Raw genomic sequence first — 14962 nt, forward strand, 5'->3', positions numbered from 1 at the left:
CGTAGGCGTTTCACACTTTTCGGGATACGCTCTATCATCGCGATAGTGGTTTTGGATTAGGCGGCGTCCCTGAAAGGCACGCCTGCCAGTTGCGCCAGATGGCCGGGAAGGTCGGTGCCTGCACCCGCCGCATTGATCGTGTCGAAATAATCATGCCAGCCGGTGGCGGTGATTCCGGCAATCAGCATGTCGAGAGCTGCTTCATCCGGGAAACGCCAGATGGCGAAGAAACTCTGGCTGGGCGCAAAAGACTTTGTCGCGTCGACGGGACCTAATGCCAAGGCCTCGATACCGAGCGCGCCAAGCCCGCCCATACCCGCGCCGACTTTCTCAAAGAAGGCCTGCCTGCCTTCAGCATCGAGCGCGTGCCAGCTCGATTTCGGGGAATAAAGCTCGGCGAGGTAATAGGTCATGTCATATCCCTTAGGGTTTCATTGATCTTGAAAGAGCGACCGGCATCGGTGCGGCTCCAGATACGGCGCAGCAAGGTGCTGAGAAGCTGCTGTTCGCCTGACGAGAGATCGCTCATCAGGCTTGCAATCCATGCGGTATGTTGTTCGAAAAGCTGTTGCGCCAGCAGCGCCCCTTCGGATGTCAGCCGGACAGTCAGTTTGCGGCGGTCCTCGCTATCCGCGTGACGCTTGAGGAAACCATCGCGCTCCAGCCCGTCCAGCAGGCCGGTGATGGTGGCGCGCGTGACACCTGCGCGTTCTGAAAGCTCGTGCGGCGAGAGGCCGCCGGGCGCATTGTGCAGCAGAAACAGCAGGACGAACTTGCCCTCCGAAAGCTTGTGCGGTGCCAGCCGGCTGGCGCAATCCCGGTCAATGGCCGCAGCAAGCGACAAAACTTCAAAGCAGGTTTTCAGCGCGTCGGTGGACGGGCTGTGCCGGCGTTCCATTTCACCCAGAAGGGCGCGATGCTTTTGTTCGATTATCTCCATACGGTACCTGATAGTAAGGTGCCGTATTAAATGCAAGCGGATTTGAACATGCGAATGAAAATCAGGGGAGCTTGATCGATGGATATATGCGGTTTATATATGATCCATATATGAACCGTATGGTCTGGACAATGATATGGGTATCGTGAAAATCGCTGACGAACTGCATGAGGAACTGCGCAAGGCGAGTGACGTCATGTGCCGTTCGATCAATGCGCAGGCTGAATACTGGATGAAGATCGGCATGCTGGCGCAGGCTTATCCCGACCTGTCGTTCAACGAGATCGTGCAGATGCAGTTGCGCGCCGCACAGGTCGAGCTGTCGGTTCTGGCGGTGCAATCGTCATGACCAAGACACCTGCCGAAGTGGAGAAAATGGCGGCATCCGGCGCGCTGCTCGCCTCCGTTTTTACACTTCTCGACCGCACGCCGCTGGCGGGCATGACCACGATGCAGGTCAACGATCTGGTCGAGGATTATATTACCCGCGAATTGCAGGCGCGGCCTGCCAGCAAGGGGCAATATGACTATCCCTATGTGCTGAACAGCTCGAAGAATGAAGTCGTCTGCCACGGCATGCCGTCGAATGACCAGATCATTGAAAACGGCGAGATCATCAACTTCGATATCACGCTGGAAAAGGATGGCTATATCGCTGATTCCAGCAAGACCTACATGGTCGGTGACGTTGCTCCCTTTGCCTCGCGGCTGGTCCGCGTGACCTATGAGGCCTTGTGGAAAGGGATTGCTGCCGTGCGACCCGGCGCGACGTTGGGCGATATCGGCCATGCCATCGAGCGTCACGCCAAGCGGCATGATTACAGCATCGTGCGGGAATATTGCGGCCACGGTATCGGTCGCGAGATGCACGAGGAGCCGCAGGTCTTGCATTTCGGCAAGCCCGGCACCGGCGTTCGTCTGCGCGAAGGCATGGTGTTCACCATCGAGCCGATGCTCAATCAGGGAACGGCCAAGGTGAAGACCGAAAAGGACGGCTGGACGGTGGTGACGCGTGACGGAAAACTGTCAGCGCAGTTCGAGCATACGGTTGCAGTCACCGCGAATGGCGTGCGGGTGCTGACCTTGCGTCCCGGTGAAGAAAAGATGCTGACGGGTATAAAACACGCCGCTTGATCTCATGCGATTCTGCCCGCCATCCAGAGCACAAAGACAATCGTCCCGCCCACACTCATTCCAGCGGCAAGAATAGTCCCTGCGATGACGGGCACGAGTTTCAGGACCGAAACATGGGGCGTTATTTCCAGCCGGAAATTCGCCCTGATCTTTTCAGGGGTCAGGCAGGTAATTTCGTAATCGCCGGGTGTCGTGCAGTCGAAATATCCCAAGACGTGAGAGGCATAGCCGCGCATGTCCGTCCGCCGGACACTCAACAGAAAACGGCTTATGGAATGATAGGCAATCGGGGCGCCGGTCGCGCGCGCCTTGATGGCAAATTGCGTTGAGAAATAGGCTGTTCCTGTGAGAACGGTAAATGGCGGAAATACGATGCTGATCGCGTATCGCCCGGCTCTTGGCAAAGGAAAGCTATGTGGCCGGTCGCTGCCCGCAAATTGGTGGCGGACATCCGGCACGATCACTTTCCACAGGATGGCAATGCAGCGCACCAGCAGATAAATGCCAAGCAGAATGCAGGCAGGCAGGGCCAGATAGAAAGACAAAATTCACGTCCTGCTCTAAAAACAAAAAGCCCGCCGGGAAGGCGGGCTTTTGTCTGGATTGGATATGCTTATTTGCGATCACGCGCAGCAAGCGTACGCAGACGCAGTGCATTGAGCTTGATGAAGCCTGCGGCGTCCTTCTGGTCGTAAGCACCCTGATCGTCTTCGAAGGTGACGAGCTTGTCGGAATAGAGCGACTTGTCCGATTCGCGACCGATCACCATCACGTTGCCCTTGTAGAGCTTGAGCGTGACTTCGCCTTCAACATGGCGCTGGCTGTGATCAATGGCGGCCTGCAGCATTTCGCGTTCCGGCGAGAACCAGAAGCCGTAATAGATCAGCTCGGCGTAGCGCGGCATCAGCTCGTCCTTGAGGTGAGCAGCGCCACGGTCAAGCGTGATCGATTCGATGGCGCGGTGAGCTGCCAGCAAGATCGTGCCGCCTGGCGTTTCGTAGACGCCGCGCGACTTCATGCCGACGAAGCGGTTTTCCACGAGGTCGAGACGACCGATGCCGTTGTCGCGGCCATAGTCGTTGAGCTTGGCAAGAAGCGTCGCAGGCGACAGACGTTCGCCATTGATCGAAACGGCATCACCTTTTTCAAAGCCGATCTTGATGATCGTTGCCTTGTCGGGCGCGGTTTCCGGTGAAATGGTGCGCATATGCACATATTCCGGTGCCTCGACAGCCGGATCTTCCAGAACCTTGCCCTCGGACGAAGAGTGCAGCAGGTTCGCGTCGACGGAGAACGGCGCTTCGCCCTTCTTGTCCTTGGCAACCGGGATCTGGTGCTGTTCGGCGAATTCGAGCAGATGCGTGCGGCTCTTGAACGACCAGTCGCGCCATGGGGCGATGATCTTGATGTCCGGGTTCAGCGCATAGGCCGAAAGCTCGAAACGAACCTGGTCGTTGCCCTTGCCGGTCGCGCCGTGTGCGATTGCGTCGGCGCCGGTCTTCCTGGCGATTTCGATCAGGTGCTTGGAGATCAGCGGGCGGGCAATCGAGGTGCCGAGCAGATAGACGCCTTCATAGACGGCATTGGCGCGGAACATCGGGAAAACGAAATCGCGCACGAATTCTTCGCGCACGTCCTCGATGAAGATTTCCTTGATGCCCAGCATTTCCGCTTTCTTGCGGGCTGGCTCAAGTTCTTCGCCCTGACCGAGATCGGCAGTGAAGGTCACAACTTCCGCGCCGAGTTCTGTCTGAAGCCACTTCAGGATGATCGAGGTGTCGAGGCCGCCCGAATAGGCGAGAACGACTTTCTTAACGTCTTTCCACTTGCTCATAATAAACTTCCGTCTCATCAGGCGCTCCAGAGCGGCGCCCAAAATTTGTCCGTAGTTCTTTTAGCAGTTGCCAAGCAGCGTGCAAGCCGAAGGGCTGCGACTTATCGCGAAAACTCATGCGGATTACGTGATCTGTGGTTCGCCAACTTCATAAACAACGAGATTGCGGTCGCCGATACCAAGTTCAGGCCAGGCCGCACGCCATTCGGCAATATGGGCGGACGCGAAATGCCGGTCGAGCGAAGCACGGTCGCGCCACATCTCCTTCACATGGATGAGCCCCGGTTCGAGAATATCTGCAGCATAGCCATAGTCCACACAGCCATCCTCCGCCCGGCTGGCCAAGATCATGCGCTGCATGGCCTCGCGCGCCCGGTCAAGATTTTCCGGCGGCAGGCGGACAGTCCCTACGATCAGCAGCATTTCGGCCTCCATTCCACGGTTCCATTTGCATGGAAATTATTCTAGCGTGCGCCATCTCTTGGAGCACATTTCGATGTCTTTTCTGACAAACCTGACCTTCATTCCCGAATGGACGATTTTTGTCCAGTTCGCGATAGCAACCGCGATCCTTTCCATCACGCCCGGTCCCGACATGACGCTTTTCGTCGGGCGTGCCCTGTCCGAAGGCAAGGCCGCAGGCTTTGCCTGTATGGCTGGCGCCAGCACCGGCATCGTCATTCATACCACCATGGTGGCGCTCGGCCTTTCGGCGCTCATTCTGGCGTCTCCTGCAGCCTTTACGGCACTGAAAGTGGTGGGAGCGGGCTATCTGGTCTGGCTGGCCGTACAGGCGATCCGCAAGGGATCGGCCTTCTCGCCGGAAAAGAATGGCGGCAAGAAGCATACGCTGTTCCAGAACTGGCTGACGGGTCTCGGCATCAACCTTCTGAACCCGAAGATCATCCTGTTCAACATGACCTTCCTGCCGCAGTTCGTGTCGGTGGACGATCCCCACGCCATGGGTAAATTGTTCTTCCTCGGCCTGTCGTTCATTCCGATGGCGCTGCCCTTCACCATTCCGATGGTCGTGGCGGCAGATCGTTTCGCCGGGCTCCTGAAAAAGAACCCGACAGTGACGCGCATCGTGGACTGGATGTTTGCGGGCGTATTCTCAGCCTTCGCGCTGAAGATCATCACCGCACAGGCGAAATAGAGCATTTCCAGCAAAAGTGCGAAGCGTCTCCGCGGGGAAATCAGTCCACTGGACTGATTTCTGATCCCGCTTCGATGCGTAGGACAATGCGAAAAAGAAGATGGATTTTATTCAACCGGGCGGGATAAAAGCCGCCCGGCATTGCGCCCTGCCAGCAGCCAGTAGACGAAGCTGCCGACGACACCGGCGCCTGCAATGGTTGCAATCCAGAGCGAGCTTTCCGGCACGCTCCGGCCATCGCTGAACGGAAGCGATGCGCCTGCGGCGGCAAGCCCGATCAGGGCGCCCGCAACGCAATAGAACAGGGATGATTTGTAACCGCGCGCTTCAGCCAGAATGATGAGGATGAGGGCGGGCACAAAGCTGAACCCGCCAGCCATGGCTGCAATGGCAAAACCGCCAACGAAGACGGCGCTCCAAAAGCTGGTGGCTGCAAAGAGCGAACCGGCATCCGCATCGCTTGCCATCATGACGAAATCATTCATGAAGGAATCGATCCCGAGGGTGCGGAAAAGGATAGCGGCGAGAAACCAGCCTGCCGTCAATACACCGCAGCAATAGCCGAATACCACGATGGCGAAGCGCGTTATGTAGTCGAAAGTATCGTTCAAGCACGCTCACCCATCGGTTTATTCACCCCGTTATTCACCGTGTCCAGCAATCATCATGGCTTCGAGAGCAAGGCGCTCGCTCTTGCGCATGCGCTCCGATTCCGACTTAAGCTGGCCGCAGGCGGCGAGAATGTCGCGACCGCGCGGGGTGCGGATCGGCGATGCATAGCCTGCCGCGTTCACATAATCGGCGAAACGCTCGATCTGCTCCCATTCCGAGCACTGGTAATTGGTGCCGGGCCATGGGTTGAACGGGATCAGGTTGATCTTGGCCGGAATGCCCTGCAAAAGCTTTACCAGCAGCTTGGCATCCTCAAGGCTGTCATTGATGTCCTTGAGCATCACATATTCGAAGGTGATGCGCTTTGCATTGGACAGGCCCGGATATTCGCGGCAAGCCTTGATGAGCTGTTCCAGCGGATACTTCTTGTTGATCGGCACCAGAATGTCGCGCAGCTCGTCGCGCACGGCGTGCAGCGAAATGGCGAGCATGACGCCGATCTCGTCACCGGTGCGATAGATTTCCGGAACGACGCCGGAGGTCGAAAGCGTGATGCGGCGCTTGGAGAGAGACAGGCCGTCGCCATCGGAGGCGATTAGCAGAGCCTTCTTCACTTCCTCGAAATTATAGAGCGGCTCGCCCATGCCCATCATCACGATATTGGTGATCTTGCGACCTTCGGCGGGAACCATGGCACCGTCGGGCGTGTCCTTGTCCGGGAAATCGCCGAGCCGGTCGCGGGCGGTCAAAAGCTGCGCCAGAATTTCTTCAGAGGTCAGATTGCGCACCAGCTTCTGCGTGCCGGTATGGCAAAACGAGCAGGTGAGCGTGCAGCCGACCTGAGAGGAAACGCAGAGCGTGCCACGGCCTTCTTCGGGAATGTAGACGCTTTCGATTTCGACCGGACGGCCGGCACCCCGCGGCGGAAAACGGAACAGCCATTTGCGGGTGCCGTCCTGCGAAATCTGTTCTTCGACCACTTCAGGCCGCGCAATGGTGAAATGCTGCGCCAGCATAGCGCGCAAATCCTTGGAAATATTGCGCATGTCGGCAAAATCGGAAACGCCGCGCACATAGAGCCAATGCCAGAGCTGGCTGATACGCATCTTCACCTGACGCTCGGGCACGCCGGCCTTGATCAGCGCGTCGGCCATTTCCTCGCGCGACATGCCGATGAGCGACGGCTTTGCCTCCAGGCTGGCGCGCGCATGGCGGGCAAGCTGGTCGCGCGTATCATCAATGGTAAGGTCGAACGAAATGGACATCTGTTTTCAACTGTTGGAGACGACGGCTGAAGCGCGTCGATAAGCTTCGCCAGATAATCTGGCCCGAATTCATGGATAAATAGGGTCCGGCACTTGGCTTTGCTACCCTGTTGCGCGCGCTCTTAGCACACAATATCGCATTCGTCATCCCACATGAAATCCGGCCACATGAAATCCGGTCGCTATGCGTGACGGCCGGGAGCAAGGCTGCAAAAGAAAAAGCCGGGCGCAAGCCCGGCTTTGAAAGTTGTCCAATCGTGAGGATTACTTGCACTTCTGGATGGCTTTCAGCGCATCCGAAATACCCTTCAGCGAATAGGTATAGTTGGTCTTGGTGCCGCGCTTCGACTGTGCCTGCACCTTCATTTCCGAACCGCCGCGCATGGCTGCGATGAGCTGCGGCTCTTCCGCTGCATTTTCCATCCAGCCGGACTTACCGTTGACGAACATGTTGAAGTTGCGGTTGCCGATGGAGACGACGACCTTGGCATTGGTATTGAGGTCGTAACCGGCCATGAATTGCGGTTCGAACGAGATGTTCTGGCCGGGCTTCTGGCTCACGAGGAAGAAGTTGTCACCGTGATCGACATTGGCCGGAGCCTTCTGGGTCGGTACGGAGAGGACATAGCAGACCTTGCCGTTGCCCGACTGATAGCTGTAGGCGCCCCAGGCATTGAACTGGCTGATCTGGCTCGGGGTCTGGGCGAGTGCCGAACCCGCCATCCCAATCATGAACACAGAAGCCGCGACGATCGATTTTCCAAGCATTGGTTTTTACCGGTTCTCTTTCGTTTGCTTCAAACTTGAATATCGGGATGCCGCCGTTCATCACGCCGTCCCGCTCAGTTGCCGATTAAATTGCCTTAATCTGGGTTACCAAACGGTGAAGTTTCGAAAGAAAACTTGAATGAGCAGCTAAGTCGCCCCGCCATCCCTTGGCTCCACTTGAATTAAAAGAAAGCGGCGAGAGTGTGTTCGTGGGGATAAGGCAATAAGGCAGCAGGGGATTAAGGCAATATGTTGAAGGGGGATAGGATGTCGGAACTAGGGAAATAAGGAAAAAAGCGGGGGGCAATTGAAGCAAAGTAGCCAGAATCACATAGCTGTGATCAGCCGCCGCTATTCCCTTGCTCCCTCATCCTCAAGTGCCTGTCGCGCGGCCAGCCGGTGCGCCGGTGTGATATGGGCACGAACGGCTGTCAGCGCTGCCATCAGCACGGCAACGTCATCGGTGAAGCCGATACCGGCCAGAATATCGGGAATGGCGTCGAAGGGCAGGACGAAATAGGCGAGCGCCGCCATCAGGGTCATGCGCACACGGGTTGGGGTCCTCTGGTCGAGCGCGCAGTAATAGGCTGCCACCACCTCATCCATGAATGGCACCATGCGACCGGCGCGGCGCGCGGCCTTCCAGAATCCGTTCTTCACCCGTTCGCTGCGCTTCTTGAATTCGCTCTCGCTGCCGGGTTCGAGGATTTCACCGATTCTGACGTCATCCATTCTCGTTCAACTCCTGTCGTCCCGATTCCAATCGTCGAATGCGGGTTCTGACCGGTAAAAAATGGGGAGTTTGTATCGCTCTTGCAAGGCCAGTTCGATTTCCCCGTAGTCCTATCCTGCAAGAACCATCAGCTACAACGCCCCCGTCAAATCCCCAAAATACAGATTCGACCGGATTGCTCACCAAACGGCTTGGACCGCGCTGGAGCGATGCCGAACGAATGGAGGTTTTGATGCATTTGACCGGCTATGGGGAAAATTTCATCCGCAGCGACCGTTCAACACGGCTGTTTCGCGGCAACCAGCTACTGGCTGCTGGAAGCGAAGATAATTACATCACCGTCGATCTGTCGGAGGCGGGATGCTACGATGCCGCCGTCTATCTGCGGTTTCTCTTCGGAGCCGGAATTTCGCTCAACACTTTGCGCGGCACATCCAGCCAGAACTGGATACCGATCCTGAATTTCAGGGCGGGCGAACAATGGAACGGTTATTCGGCTCTACCCTTCGGTCAGGCAATCGGCTTTTATGACGTGCAGGCGGGGCACATTTTCCATGCCGCAATTTCGCTCGGCGATGTTCATATCCGGGGTGTCCATGGCGGCAAACTCGGGCAGAACTGGCAGGATCGCATCAATCTTACCCGCGTTCTACCCTATTCCAGCCGCAATCCAGATGGCAGCTTCAATTATGATCGCCGGAAGATTTACGTCTATATTTCAAAGCTCTAAATTCAGGCTATCGCATTCATCTTGCGCGCAAGCTTGATGTCGAGTTCTGTAATGCCGTTCTCGCTATGGGTAGCAAGCGTGACATCGACGCGGTTGTAGACATTGAACCATTCGGGGTGATGGTCGAGCTTTTCCGCATGGAGCGCTGCGCGCGTCATGAAACCGAAGGCGGCATTGAAATCCTTGAACTTGAAGCTCTTGGCAATCGCCTCGCGTCCGTCGACCTTCCGCCAGCCATCCAGTTCAGTGAGCGCTTCGTTCAGTTCATTTTCTGTCAGCCGGTTGCGTGCCATCGTCTTTCGCCTATGTTGCGGTTCCTGAACTAACTTATCATGAGCGCGAGAGTTCCGTGATCGTATCCGTAGCCGCACAAGCCCCGACCAGCATTCTTTTCGTTTGCGCAGGCAATATCTGCCGTTCTCCGCTTGCCGAAGGCGTGATGGGGCATGTGCTGGAAAAGCGCGGCATCCGCCATGTGCTGGTCGATTCTGCTGGAACCAATGGCTATCATACCGGCGAGGAGCCGGACGAGCGCTCCATCAGCGTTGCAGCGCATCATGGTCTCGATATTTCTGCACAGCGCTGCCGACAGCTCATCGCCGGTGATTTCAGCCGTTTTGACCTGATCCTTGGGATGGACCGTTACAATATGCGGATGATCGCTGAGCGCAGGCCTGCAATTGCAAGCGCGCATATCGGGCTTTTCACGGAGATTGCAGAAGGGCGGGCAGTTGAAATCCCCGATCCCTATTATGGCGGGACCGGGGACTTCGAAAAGGTCTACCGGATGGTTCTGGCAGCCTCCATCGCGCTTGCCGACCAGTTCTGGCCGGAACGGGCAACCAAAGGCCAGGCTTCCTCCACGATATAAGGTCCGCCACCAACGGAATCGCGTGACGACATCAGCACGAACCGTCCCACCTTGAAGGGCAGCGTCGCGAAGTTGCCACGTGAGGAGAGATAGCGCACCACATCCTCGATGCGGGGATTTCTCAGCCGCGCCAGTGTCACATGGGGCGTGAACTTGCGCGGGTCGGCGGGAATGTGAAGTCGCCGGCAGATCCGTTCGATTTCCGCCTGCAATGCGTTGAGCTCAGGCGAGGGGGATACACCCGCATAGATGCTGTGCGGCTTTTTGGAACCGAAAGCATTGACACCCGACAGGTTGAGCATGAATTCCGGCCGCCGCACGCGATCAAGCGCATTGGCAACCTCGTCGGCCACGTGGCCTTCCACATCTCCGATAAAACGCAGCGTTATGTGGTAGTTTTCGACATCAATCCAGCGTGCGCCGGGAAGACCGCCTCGCAACAACGAGAGCGAAAGCGCGGCGTCGCGCGGGATTTCGAGGGCAGTGAAAAGACGCGGCATAAGGCATCCTCCTCGAAGCGTTCCATGCCAGAGCGCCGGGCATCCAAAGGATGCATAAAGGACACTCTAGCCTAGAGAGTCAGTGCACCGTACCTGCCGAATTGATTCGGTTAAGTTGATGCAACTGCAGCGAATCAAAGTTTGAGTCCGGGAGCAAGCTGTTTATGCTCCCGACCGGCGTCAGCCTCCCGATGTCCCCTTATTTTGCATGTTCGTCAGGCTCTTTTCGATAGTGGGCATAAAGTTAGACACCATCGTTTCGACGCCCTTTTCATTGGGGTGCATTCCGTCCTCGAGCAGAAAGTCCTTCTTGGTTGCTACGCCGTCGAGGAAAAACGGGTAGAGCGGCACGCCATATTTCTGTGCCAGCTTCGGATAGATCGGGTTGAACTTGGCGGCATAGTCCTTGCCCATGTTGGGCGGGGCCATCATGCCGGCAAGAATGACCGAAATGCCGCGCTGCTTCAGGCGCGCCAGCATCTCGTCGAGGTTCTTTTCGGTAATGTCGGGTTCGATGCCGCGCAGCGCGTCATTCGCACCCAGTTCAAGGATGACCAGATCGGTGCCATCGGGAACGGACCAGTCGATGCGCGAAAGCCCGCCCGTGGTCGTGTCGCCCGACACGCCCGCATTCTCGATCGAAACCTCGACACCCTTGTCGTTGAGTGCCTTTTCAAGCTGCTGCGGAAAGGCGGCATTGGCCGGCAGCAGATAGCCTGCCATGAGGCTGTCGCCGAAACCGACAATTCTCACCTGCGACAATTGCTCGGTCGGCAGTGCGTCTTCGAGGCCGGTCGGATCTTCCTGCGCCTGCGCCGTAGTGATGGGACTTGCCGCCATAAAAGACGCCATCATCGCAAAAATCGGGAGCCATGCCGGAATTGAGAGTTTGAAACGCATCGTCGAAAACCCATATTTGAGGGGCTGTGGGCAAATGGCCCGCCGGACTTCTCTTCAATAATTGGCGCAACATAAGTTCAAATTTGTGGCGCGCTGTTTGGTTCTAAAGATTCATATAGGATAAAAACCGCGTGACGGAACAGGTTGTTGGCCCGATTATCGAACTTGAGAACGTTCATCTAACCCTTGGTCACGCCGCCTCATTGGTGCATGTGCTGAAGGGCGTTTCCCTTCATATATCGCAAGGACAGTCGGTTGGCATCGTTGGTCCGTCCGGTTCCGGCAAGTCCACGCTGCTGATGGTTCTGGCCGGTCTGGAGCATGTCGATAACGGAACTGTGAAGATTGCCGGTGAGACGATCAGCCAGATGAGCGAAGATCAGGCCGCCGCTTTCCGCGGCGCCAATATCGGCATCGTGTTCCAGTCTTTCCACCTGATTCCCAACATGACCGCGCTTGAAAATGTCGCCGTGCCATTGGAACTGGCCGGGCGTCGCGATGCTTTCGAGGTGGCGGAACGCGAATTGCGCGCTGTCGGCCTTGGCGAGCGCCTCACCCATTATCCATCGGAGCTTTCCGGCGGTGAACAGCAGCGCGTTGCGATTGCGCGCGCACTTGCGCCAAGCCCGAAAATTCTGATCGCGGATGAGCCGACCGGCAATCTCGATACCACGACGGGGCGCCAGATCGCTGATCTTCTGTTCGCCAAGCAGCGCGAAAACGGCCTCACCATGGTGCTCGTCACGCATGACCCGGCGCTTGCGGCGCGCTGTGACATCGAAATTCCGGTGCGCTCGGGCCGGATCGAAGAGCCTGCACAGGGCGGCTCCGTTCTCGAATCTCTGGCAGCTGGCGCATGAGTGCGGCAAAATCGTTCTCGCTTGCTCTCCGCTTTGCGCTGCGTGAAATGCGCGGTGGCCTGTCCGGTTTCTATATTTTCCTCGCCTGTATCGCGCTTGGCGTTGCCGCTATCGGCGGCGTCAACTCGGTGGCGCGCTCGGTCAGCACCGGCATTGCGTCGGAAGGCCAGAGCATTCTGGGCGGTGATGTCAGCTTCGCGCTCAATCAGCGGGAAGCAACGGCGGAAGAACGCGCCTTCATCGCAAAACAGGGCAGAATGGCGGAAAGCGCCACCATGCGCTCCATGGCGCGCATGCCCGATGGTTCCGACCAGTCGCTGGTCGAGGTGAAGGCTGTCGACGCTGCCTATCCGCTTTATGGTCAACTGAAAGTCCAGCCGCAGCAATCTTTGGCCGATATGACCGGTGAGAAAGATGGCACCTATGGTGCTGCCGTCAGCCAGGATTTTCTCAACCGCATGGACTTGTCGCTTGGCGCAAAAGTGCTGCTCGGCTCGCAAATGTTTGAATTGCGTGGCCTGATCGAGAGCGAACCGGACCTCTTGTCGTCCGGCTTCAATTTTGCGCCGCGCTTTCTGGTTTCGCTGGATGGCCTGCGTGCTTCCGGTCTCATTCAGCCCGGAAGCCTTGTCGATCATATCTACAAGGTTGCCCTTCCGGACGGCGCGCCGGATGCAGCAATTGCCGAAGTCAGGCGGCAGGCCGCTGCCGATTTCCCCGATGCAGGCTGGAACATCCGTTCCCGCACCAATGCCGCTCCGGCGCTGAGCGCCAATATCGAGCGCTTCTCGCAATTCCTGACACTGGTGGGCCTGACAGCCCTGATCGTCGGCGGTGTCGGCGTCGCCAATGCGGTGCGCGCCTATCTTGACGGCAAGCGCGGCGTGATCGCCACCTTCAAGTCGCTCGGCGCGCCAGCGCGCTTCGCGGTGTTGGTTTATCTCGTGCAGATTATGGTGATCGGCTTCATAGGCATTGTTCTCGGGCTGATACTGGCGGCGATTATCCCGTTTGCTGCCGCGATGGCGCTTGCCAATTATCTGCCGGTCGCCGGTGGTGGCGGTTTCTTTCCCGATGCGTTGGCGCTTGCCGCTGTCTTCGGCCTCATCACCACGCTTGCCTTCGCGATTATTCCGCTGGGCCGCGCACGCGATATTCCGGCGACGGCGCTTTTCCGCGAACAAGGTTTTGAACAGCGCGGCCTGCCACCGTTCCTCTATCTCACCCTTGCGGTTCTGCTGATTGCTGCACTCGCCGGTCTGGCGCTCTACGTTGCTTATGACCGGCGTATCGCTGCAATCTTCATTGTCTCGGCAATCGCTGCCTTCGGCGTGCTGCGGCTAGTCGCCGACGGCATCCGCTGGCTTGCCCGCCGGGTTCCGCGCGTGCGCTCGACGTCGCTCCGGCTCGCAGTGGGCAACATCCATCGACCCGGCGCGCTCACGCCTTCTGTGGTGCTTTCACTGGGCCTTGGCCTGACGCTGATGGTGGCAATCGCGCTGATCGATGGCAATCTGCGCCGCCAGGTAACGGAAAACATTCCGGCGCAGGCGCCTGACTTTTTCTTCGTCGATATCCAGAACCGCGATATCGGCGATTTCACCAAGCTGGTCAGCGGCATCGTGCCCGATGGCAAGCTGACCTCCGGTCCGATGCTGCGCGGGCGTATCGTTGCCTTCAACGGCACCAATGTGCGCGACATGACCATCCCGCCGGAAGCAGCCTGGGTGCTGCGCGGCGACCGTGGCATTACCTTTTCCGATACGGTCCCCGAAAACTCGACACTGACGGAAGGCGAATGGTGGCCGAACGACTATAGTGGCGAACCACTGGTGTCCTTCGCGGAGCGCGAGGGCAAGGAACTGGGCCTGAAGCTCGGCGACACGGTGACGGTCAATGTGCTGGGCCGCAACATCACCGCGAAGATTGCAAGCTTCCGTCAGGTTCAGTGGGAAACGCTTGCGATGAATTTCGTCATGGTGTTTTCGCCCAATACCTTTGCCGGTGCGCCTGCGACTTGGCTGGCGACGCTCACCATTCCCGATAGCCAGAAGAACCTTGCGCCTGATGTGCTGCGGCAGGTCACCAAGACATGGCCCGCCGTTACGACGGTCAGCGTGACCGATGCGCTCAATGTCGCCAATGATCTGATCAGCCAGCTTGCAACCGCCATTCGCGCTGCGGCTTCCATCGCGCTGGCTGCATCCGTTCTGGTGCTGGGCGGAGCGCTGGCTGCGGGCAACCGCGCCCGTGTCCACGATGCCGTGGTGCTGAAGACGCTGGGCGCCACGCGCGGCACGCTGATCACGGCCTATGTGCTTGAATATATGCTGCTCGGACTTGCAACGGCGCTCTTTGCGCTTGTCGCCGGCAGCGTGGCTGGCTGGTATGTCGTGGTGGAAATCATGAAGCTGAAAGCGAGCTTCCTGCCTGATGTCGCGCTGATGACCGTTGCCATCGCGCTGGTGCTGACTGTCGGTTTCGGCTTGGCCGGGACATGGCGCGTTCTCGGCCAAAAGCCTGCCCAGGTACTCAGGACGATATGAACGATTTGTAATCGTCACGGGCAGAAAAACGTAAGTCATTGGATCGTATGGAGAAAGCGTTTACACTTCCAGGCTGCTGCATCACGTTTTTTTACAGGTGGTACTTGTACGCG

19 protein-coding genes are annotated in these 14962 nt (G+C 57.8%); 7 read left to right on the forward strand and 12 right to left on the reverse strand.

Annotated elements, in window-relative coordinates:
• Window positions 1-56 precede the first annotated feature (56 nt).
• A complete protein-coding gene (locus OHI65_RS09965) occupies window positions 57-413 on the reverse strand; it encodes a DUF6616 family protein (protein WP_011982310.1) in 357 nt (118 codons plus the stop codon).
• Window positions 410-940 (reverse strand): MarR family winged helix-turn-helix transcriptional regulator, encoded by a 531-nt coding sequence (locus OHI65_RS09970; RefSeq protein ID WP_094514615.1) that lies wholly within the window; start codon window positions 938-940, stop codon window positions 410-412. The genes OHI65_RS09965 and OHI65_RS09970 overlap by 4 nt, the downstream gene beginning before the upstream one ends.
• 136 nt (window positions 941-1076) lie before the next feature.
• Between OHI65_RS09970 and OHI65_RS09975 the strand changes: the two genes are divergently transcribed.
• On the forward strand, window positions 1077-1289 hold the full coding sequence (locus OHI65_RS09975; RefSeq protein WP_125300503.1) for a ParD-like family protein: 213 nt from the start codon (window positions 1077-1079) through the stop codon (window positions 1287-1289).
• Window positions 1286-2074 carry a type I methionyl aminopeptidase gene (map, locus tag OHI65_RS09980; protein ID WP_125300504.1) on the forward strand — a complete coding sequence of 263 codons (789 nt, stop codon included), beginning with the start codon at window positions 1286-1288 and terminating at the stop codon, window positions 2072-2074. The genes OHI65_RS09975 and map overlap by 4 nt, the downstream gene beginning before the upstream one ends.
• A gap of 2 nt (window positions 2075-2076) precedes the next feature.
• On the opposite strand, the gene OHI65_RS09985 is transcribed toward map, so the two are convergent.
• From OHI65_RS09985 to OHI65_RS09995, 3 genes are all read right to left on the reverse strand, one after another.
• On the reverse strand, window positions 2077-2619 hold the full coding sequence (locus tag OHI65_RS09985) for a hypothetical protein (RefSeq protein ID WP_235824404.1): 543 nt from the start codon (window positions 2617-2619) through the stop codon (window positions 2077-2079).
• A gap of 68 nt (window positions 2620-2687) precedes the next feature.
• The gene (locus OHI65_RS09990) at window positions 2688-3908 is read right to left on the reverse strand and encodes an argininosuccinate synthase (RefSeq protein ID WP_040129026.1); all 1221 of its coding nucleotides are present in this window, start codon (window positions 3906-3908) and stop codon (window positions 2688-2690) included.
• A gap of 123 nt (window positions 3909-4031) precedes the next feature.
• Window positions 4032-4331: a putative quinol monooxygenase gene (locus tag OHI65_RS09995; RefSeq protein WP_125300505.1), complete on the reverse strand. Its 300-nt coding sequence runs from the start codon at window positions 4329-4331 to the stop codon at window positions 4032-4034.
• Between the two features lie 73 nt (window positions 4332-4404).
• Between OHI65_RS09995 and OHI65_RS10000 the strand changes: the two genes are divergently transcribed.
• Window positions 4405-5064 carry a LysE family translocator gene (locus OHI65_RS10000; protein ID WP_125300506.1) on the forward strand — a complete coding sequence of 220 codons (660 nt, stop codon included), beginning with the start codon at window positions 4405-4407 and terminating at the stop codon, window positions 5062-5064.
• A gap of 107 nt (window positions 5065-5171) precedes the next feature.
• Here the strand turns inward: OHI65_RS10000 and OHI65_RS10005 are convergent, their stop codons facing one another.
• The 4 genes from OHI65_RS10005 to OHI65_RS10020 all read right to left on the reverse strand — a co-directional run bounded on the left by OHI65_RS10005 (window position 5172) and on the right by OHI65_RS10020 (window position 8441).
• A complete protein-coding gene (locus OHI65_RS10005; RefSeq protein WP_125300507.1) occupies window positions 5172-5675 on the reverse strand; it encodes a hypothetical protein in 504 nt (167 codons plus the stop codon).
• A 30-nt stretch (window positions 5676-5705) separates the two neighbouring features.
• Window positions 5706-6941 (reverse strand): 23S rRNA (adenine(2503)-C(2))-methyltransferase RlmN, encoded by a 1236-nt coding sequence (gene rlmN / locus OHI65_RS10010; protein WP_125300508.1) that lies wholly within the window; start codon window positions 6939-6941, stop codon window positions 5706-5708.
• Between the two features lie 264 nt (window positions 6942-7205).
• The gene (locus OHI65_RS10015) at window positions 7206-7709 is read right to left on the reverse strand and encodes an invasion associated locus B family protein (RefSeq protein WP_010657895.1); all 504 of its coding nucleotides are present in this window, start codon (window positions 7707-7709) and stop codon (window positions 7206-7208) included.
• A gap of 351 nt (window positions 7710-8060) precedes the next feature.
• On the reverse strand, window positions 8061-8441 hold the full coding sequence (locus tag OHI65_RS10020; protein ID WP_010657896.1) for a YkvA family protein: 381 nt from the start codon (window positions 8439-8441) through the stop codon (window positions 8061-8063).
• A 233-nt stretch (window positions 8442-8674) separates the two neighbouring features.
• Between OHI65_RS10020 and OHI65_RS10025 the strand changes: the two genes are divergently transcribed.
• Window positions 8675-9172, forward strand: coding sequence for a hypothetical protein (locus OHI65_RS10025; RefSeq protein ID WP_226622377.1), 498 nt, complete (start codon window positions 8675-8677; stop codon window positions 9170-9172).
• A 2-nt stretch (window positions 9173-9174) separates the two neighbouring features.
• On the opposite strand, the gene OHI65_RS10030 is transcribed toward OHI65_RS10025, so the two are convergent.
• Window positions 9175-9465 carry a 4a-hydroxytetrahydrobiopterin dehydratase gene (locus tag OHI65_RS10030; protein ID WP_125300509.1) on the reverse strand — a complete coding sequence of 97 codons (291 nt, stop codon included), beginning with the start codon at window positions 9463-9465 and terminating at the stop codon, window positions 9175-9177.
• Window positions 9466-9521: 56 nt separating this feature from the next.
• On the opposite strand from OHI65_RS10030, the gene OHI65_RS10035 reads away from it, so the two are divergent.
• On the forward strand, window positions 9522-10043 hold the full coding sequence (locus tag OHI65_RS10035) for a low molecular weight protein-tyrosine-phosphatase (RefSeq protein WP_125300510.1): 522 nt from the start codon (window positions 9522-9524) through the stop codon (window positions 10041-10043).
• Here OHI65_RS10035 and thpR read toward each other — a convergent pair.
• Together thpR and OHI65_RS10045 are read right to left on the reverse strand one after the other, a co-directional pair.
• Window positions 9953-10543, reverse strand: coding sequence for an RNA 2',3'-cyclic phosphodiesterase (gene thpR, locus OHI65_RS10040; RefSeq protein ID WP_010657900.1), 591 nt, complete (start codon window positions 10541-10543; stop codon window positions 9953-9955). The genes OHI65_RS10035 and thpR overlap by 91 nt on opposite strands.
• A 180-nt stretch (window positions 10544-10723) precedes the next feature.
• On the reverse strand, window positions 10724-11443 hold the full coding sequence (locus OHI65_RS10045) for an arylesterase (protein WP_125300511.1): 720 nt from the start codon (window positions 11441-11443) through the stop codon (window positions 10724-10726).
• A 131-nt stretch (window positions 11444-11574) separates the two neighbouring features.
• On the opposite strand from OHI65_RS10045, the gene OHI65_RS10050 reads away from it, so the two are divergent.
• Both OHI65_RS10050 and OHI65_RS10055 read left to right on the forward strand, forming a co-directional pair.
• On the forward strand, window positions 11575-12303 hold the full coding sequence (locus OHI65_RS10050) for an ABC transporter ATP-binding protein (protein ID WP_010657902.1): 729 nt from the start codon (window positions 11575-11577) through the stop codon (window positions 12301-12303).
• Window positions 12300-14849, forward strand: a complete 2550-nt coding sequence (locus OHI65_RS10055) for an ABC transporter permease (RefSeq protein WP_125300512.1) — start codon at window positions 12300-12302, stop codon at window positions 14847-14849. The genes OHI65_RS10050 and OHI65_RS10055 overlap by 4 nt, the downstream gene beginning before the upstream one ends.
• Window positions 14850-14962: the final 113 nt, after the last annotated feature.

The sequence above is a fragment of the Brucella sp. MAB-22 genome, assembly GCF_025908475.1.
Taxonomy (GTDB): Bacteria; Pseudomonadota; Alphaproteobacteria; order Rhizobiales; family Rhizobiaceae; genus Brucella; species Brucella anthropi.

Coding starts and splice junctions, on each gene's coding strand:
- OHI65_RS09965 (WP_011982310.1), bottom strand. CDS start 413: ATGACCTATTACCTCGCCGAGCTTTATTCCCCGAAATCGAGCTGGCAC.
- OHI65_RS09970 (WP_094514615.1), bottom strand. CDS start 940: ATGGAGATAATCGAACAAAAGCATCGCGCCCTTCTGGGTGAAATGGAA.
- OHI65_RS09975 (WP_125300503.1), top strand. CDS start 1,077: ATGGGTATCGTGAAAATCGCTGACGAACTGCATGAGGAACTGCGCAAG.
- map (WP_125300504.1), top strand. CDS start 1,286: ATGACCAAGACACCTGCCGAAGTGGAGAAAATGGCGGCATCCGGCGCG.
- OHI65_RS09990 (WP_040129026.1), bottom strand. CDS start 3,908: ATGAGCAAGTGGAAAGACGTTAAGAAAGTCGTTCTCGCCTATTCGGGC.
- OHI65_RS09995 (WP_125300505.1), bottom strand. CDS start 4,331: ATGCTGCTGATCGTAGGGACTGTCCGCCTGCCGCCGGAAAATCTTGAC.
- OHI65_RS10000 (WP_125300506.1), top strand. CDS start 4,405: ATGTCTTTTCTGACAAACCTGACCTTCATTCCCGAATGGACGATTTTT.
- rlmN (WP_125300508.1), bottom strand. CDS start 6,941: ATGTCCATTTCGTTCGACCTTACCATTGATGATACGCGCGACCAGCTT.
- OHI65_RS10015 (WP_010657895.1), bottom strand. CDS start 7,709: ATGCTTGGAAAATCGATCGTCGCGGCTTCTGTGTTCATGATTGGGATG.
- OHI65_RS10020 (WP_010657896.1), bottom strand. CDS start 8,441: ATGGATGACGTCAGAATCGGTGAAATCCTCGAACCCGGCAGCGAGAGC.
- OHI65_RS10025 (WP_226622377.1), top strand. CDS start 8,675: ATGCATTTGACCGGCTATGGGGAAAATTTCATCCGCAGCGACCGTTCA.
- OHI65_RS10030 (WP_125300509.1), bottom strand. CDS start 9,465: ATGGCACGCAACCGGCTGACAGAAAATGAACTGAACGAAGCGCTCACT.
- thpR (WP_010657900.1), bottom strand. CDS start 10,543: ATGCCGCGTCTTTTCACTGCCCTCGAAATCCCGCGCGACGCCGCGCTT.
- OHI65_RS10045 (WP_125300511.1), bottom strand. CDS start 11,443: ATGCGTTTCAAACTCTCAATTCCGGCATGGCTCCCGATTTTTGCGATG.
- OHI65_RS10055 (WP_125300512.1), top strand. CDS start 12,300: ATGAGTGCGGCAAAATCGTTCTCGCTTGCTCTCCGCTTTGCGCTGCGT.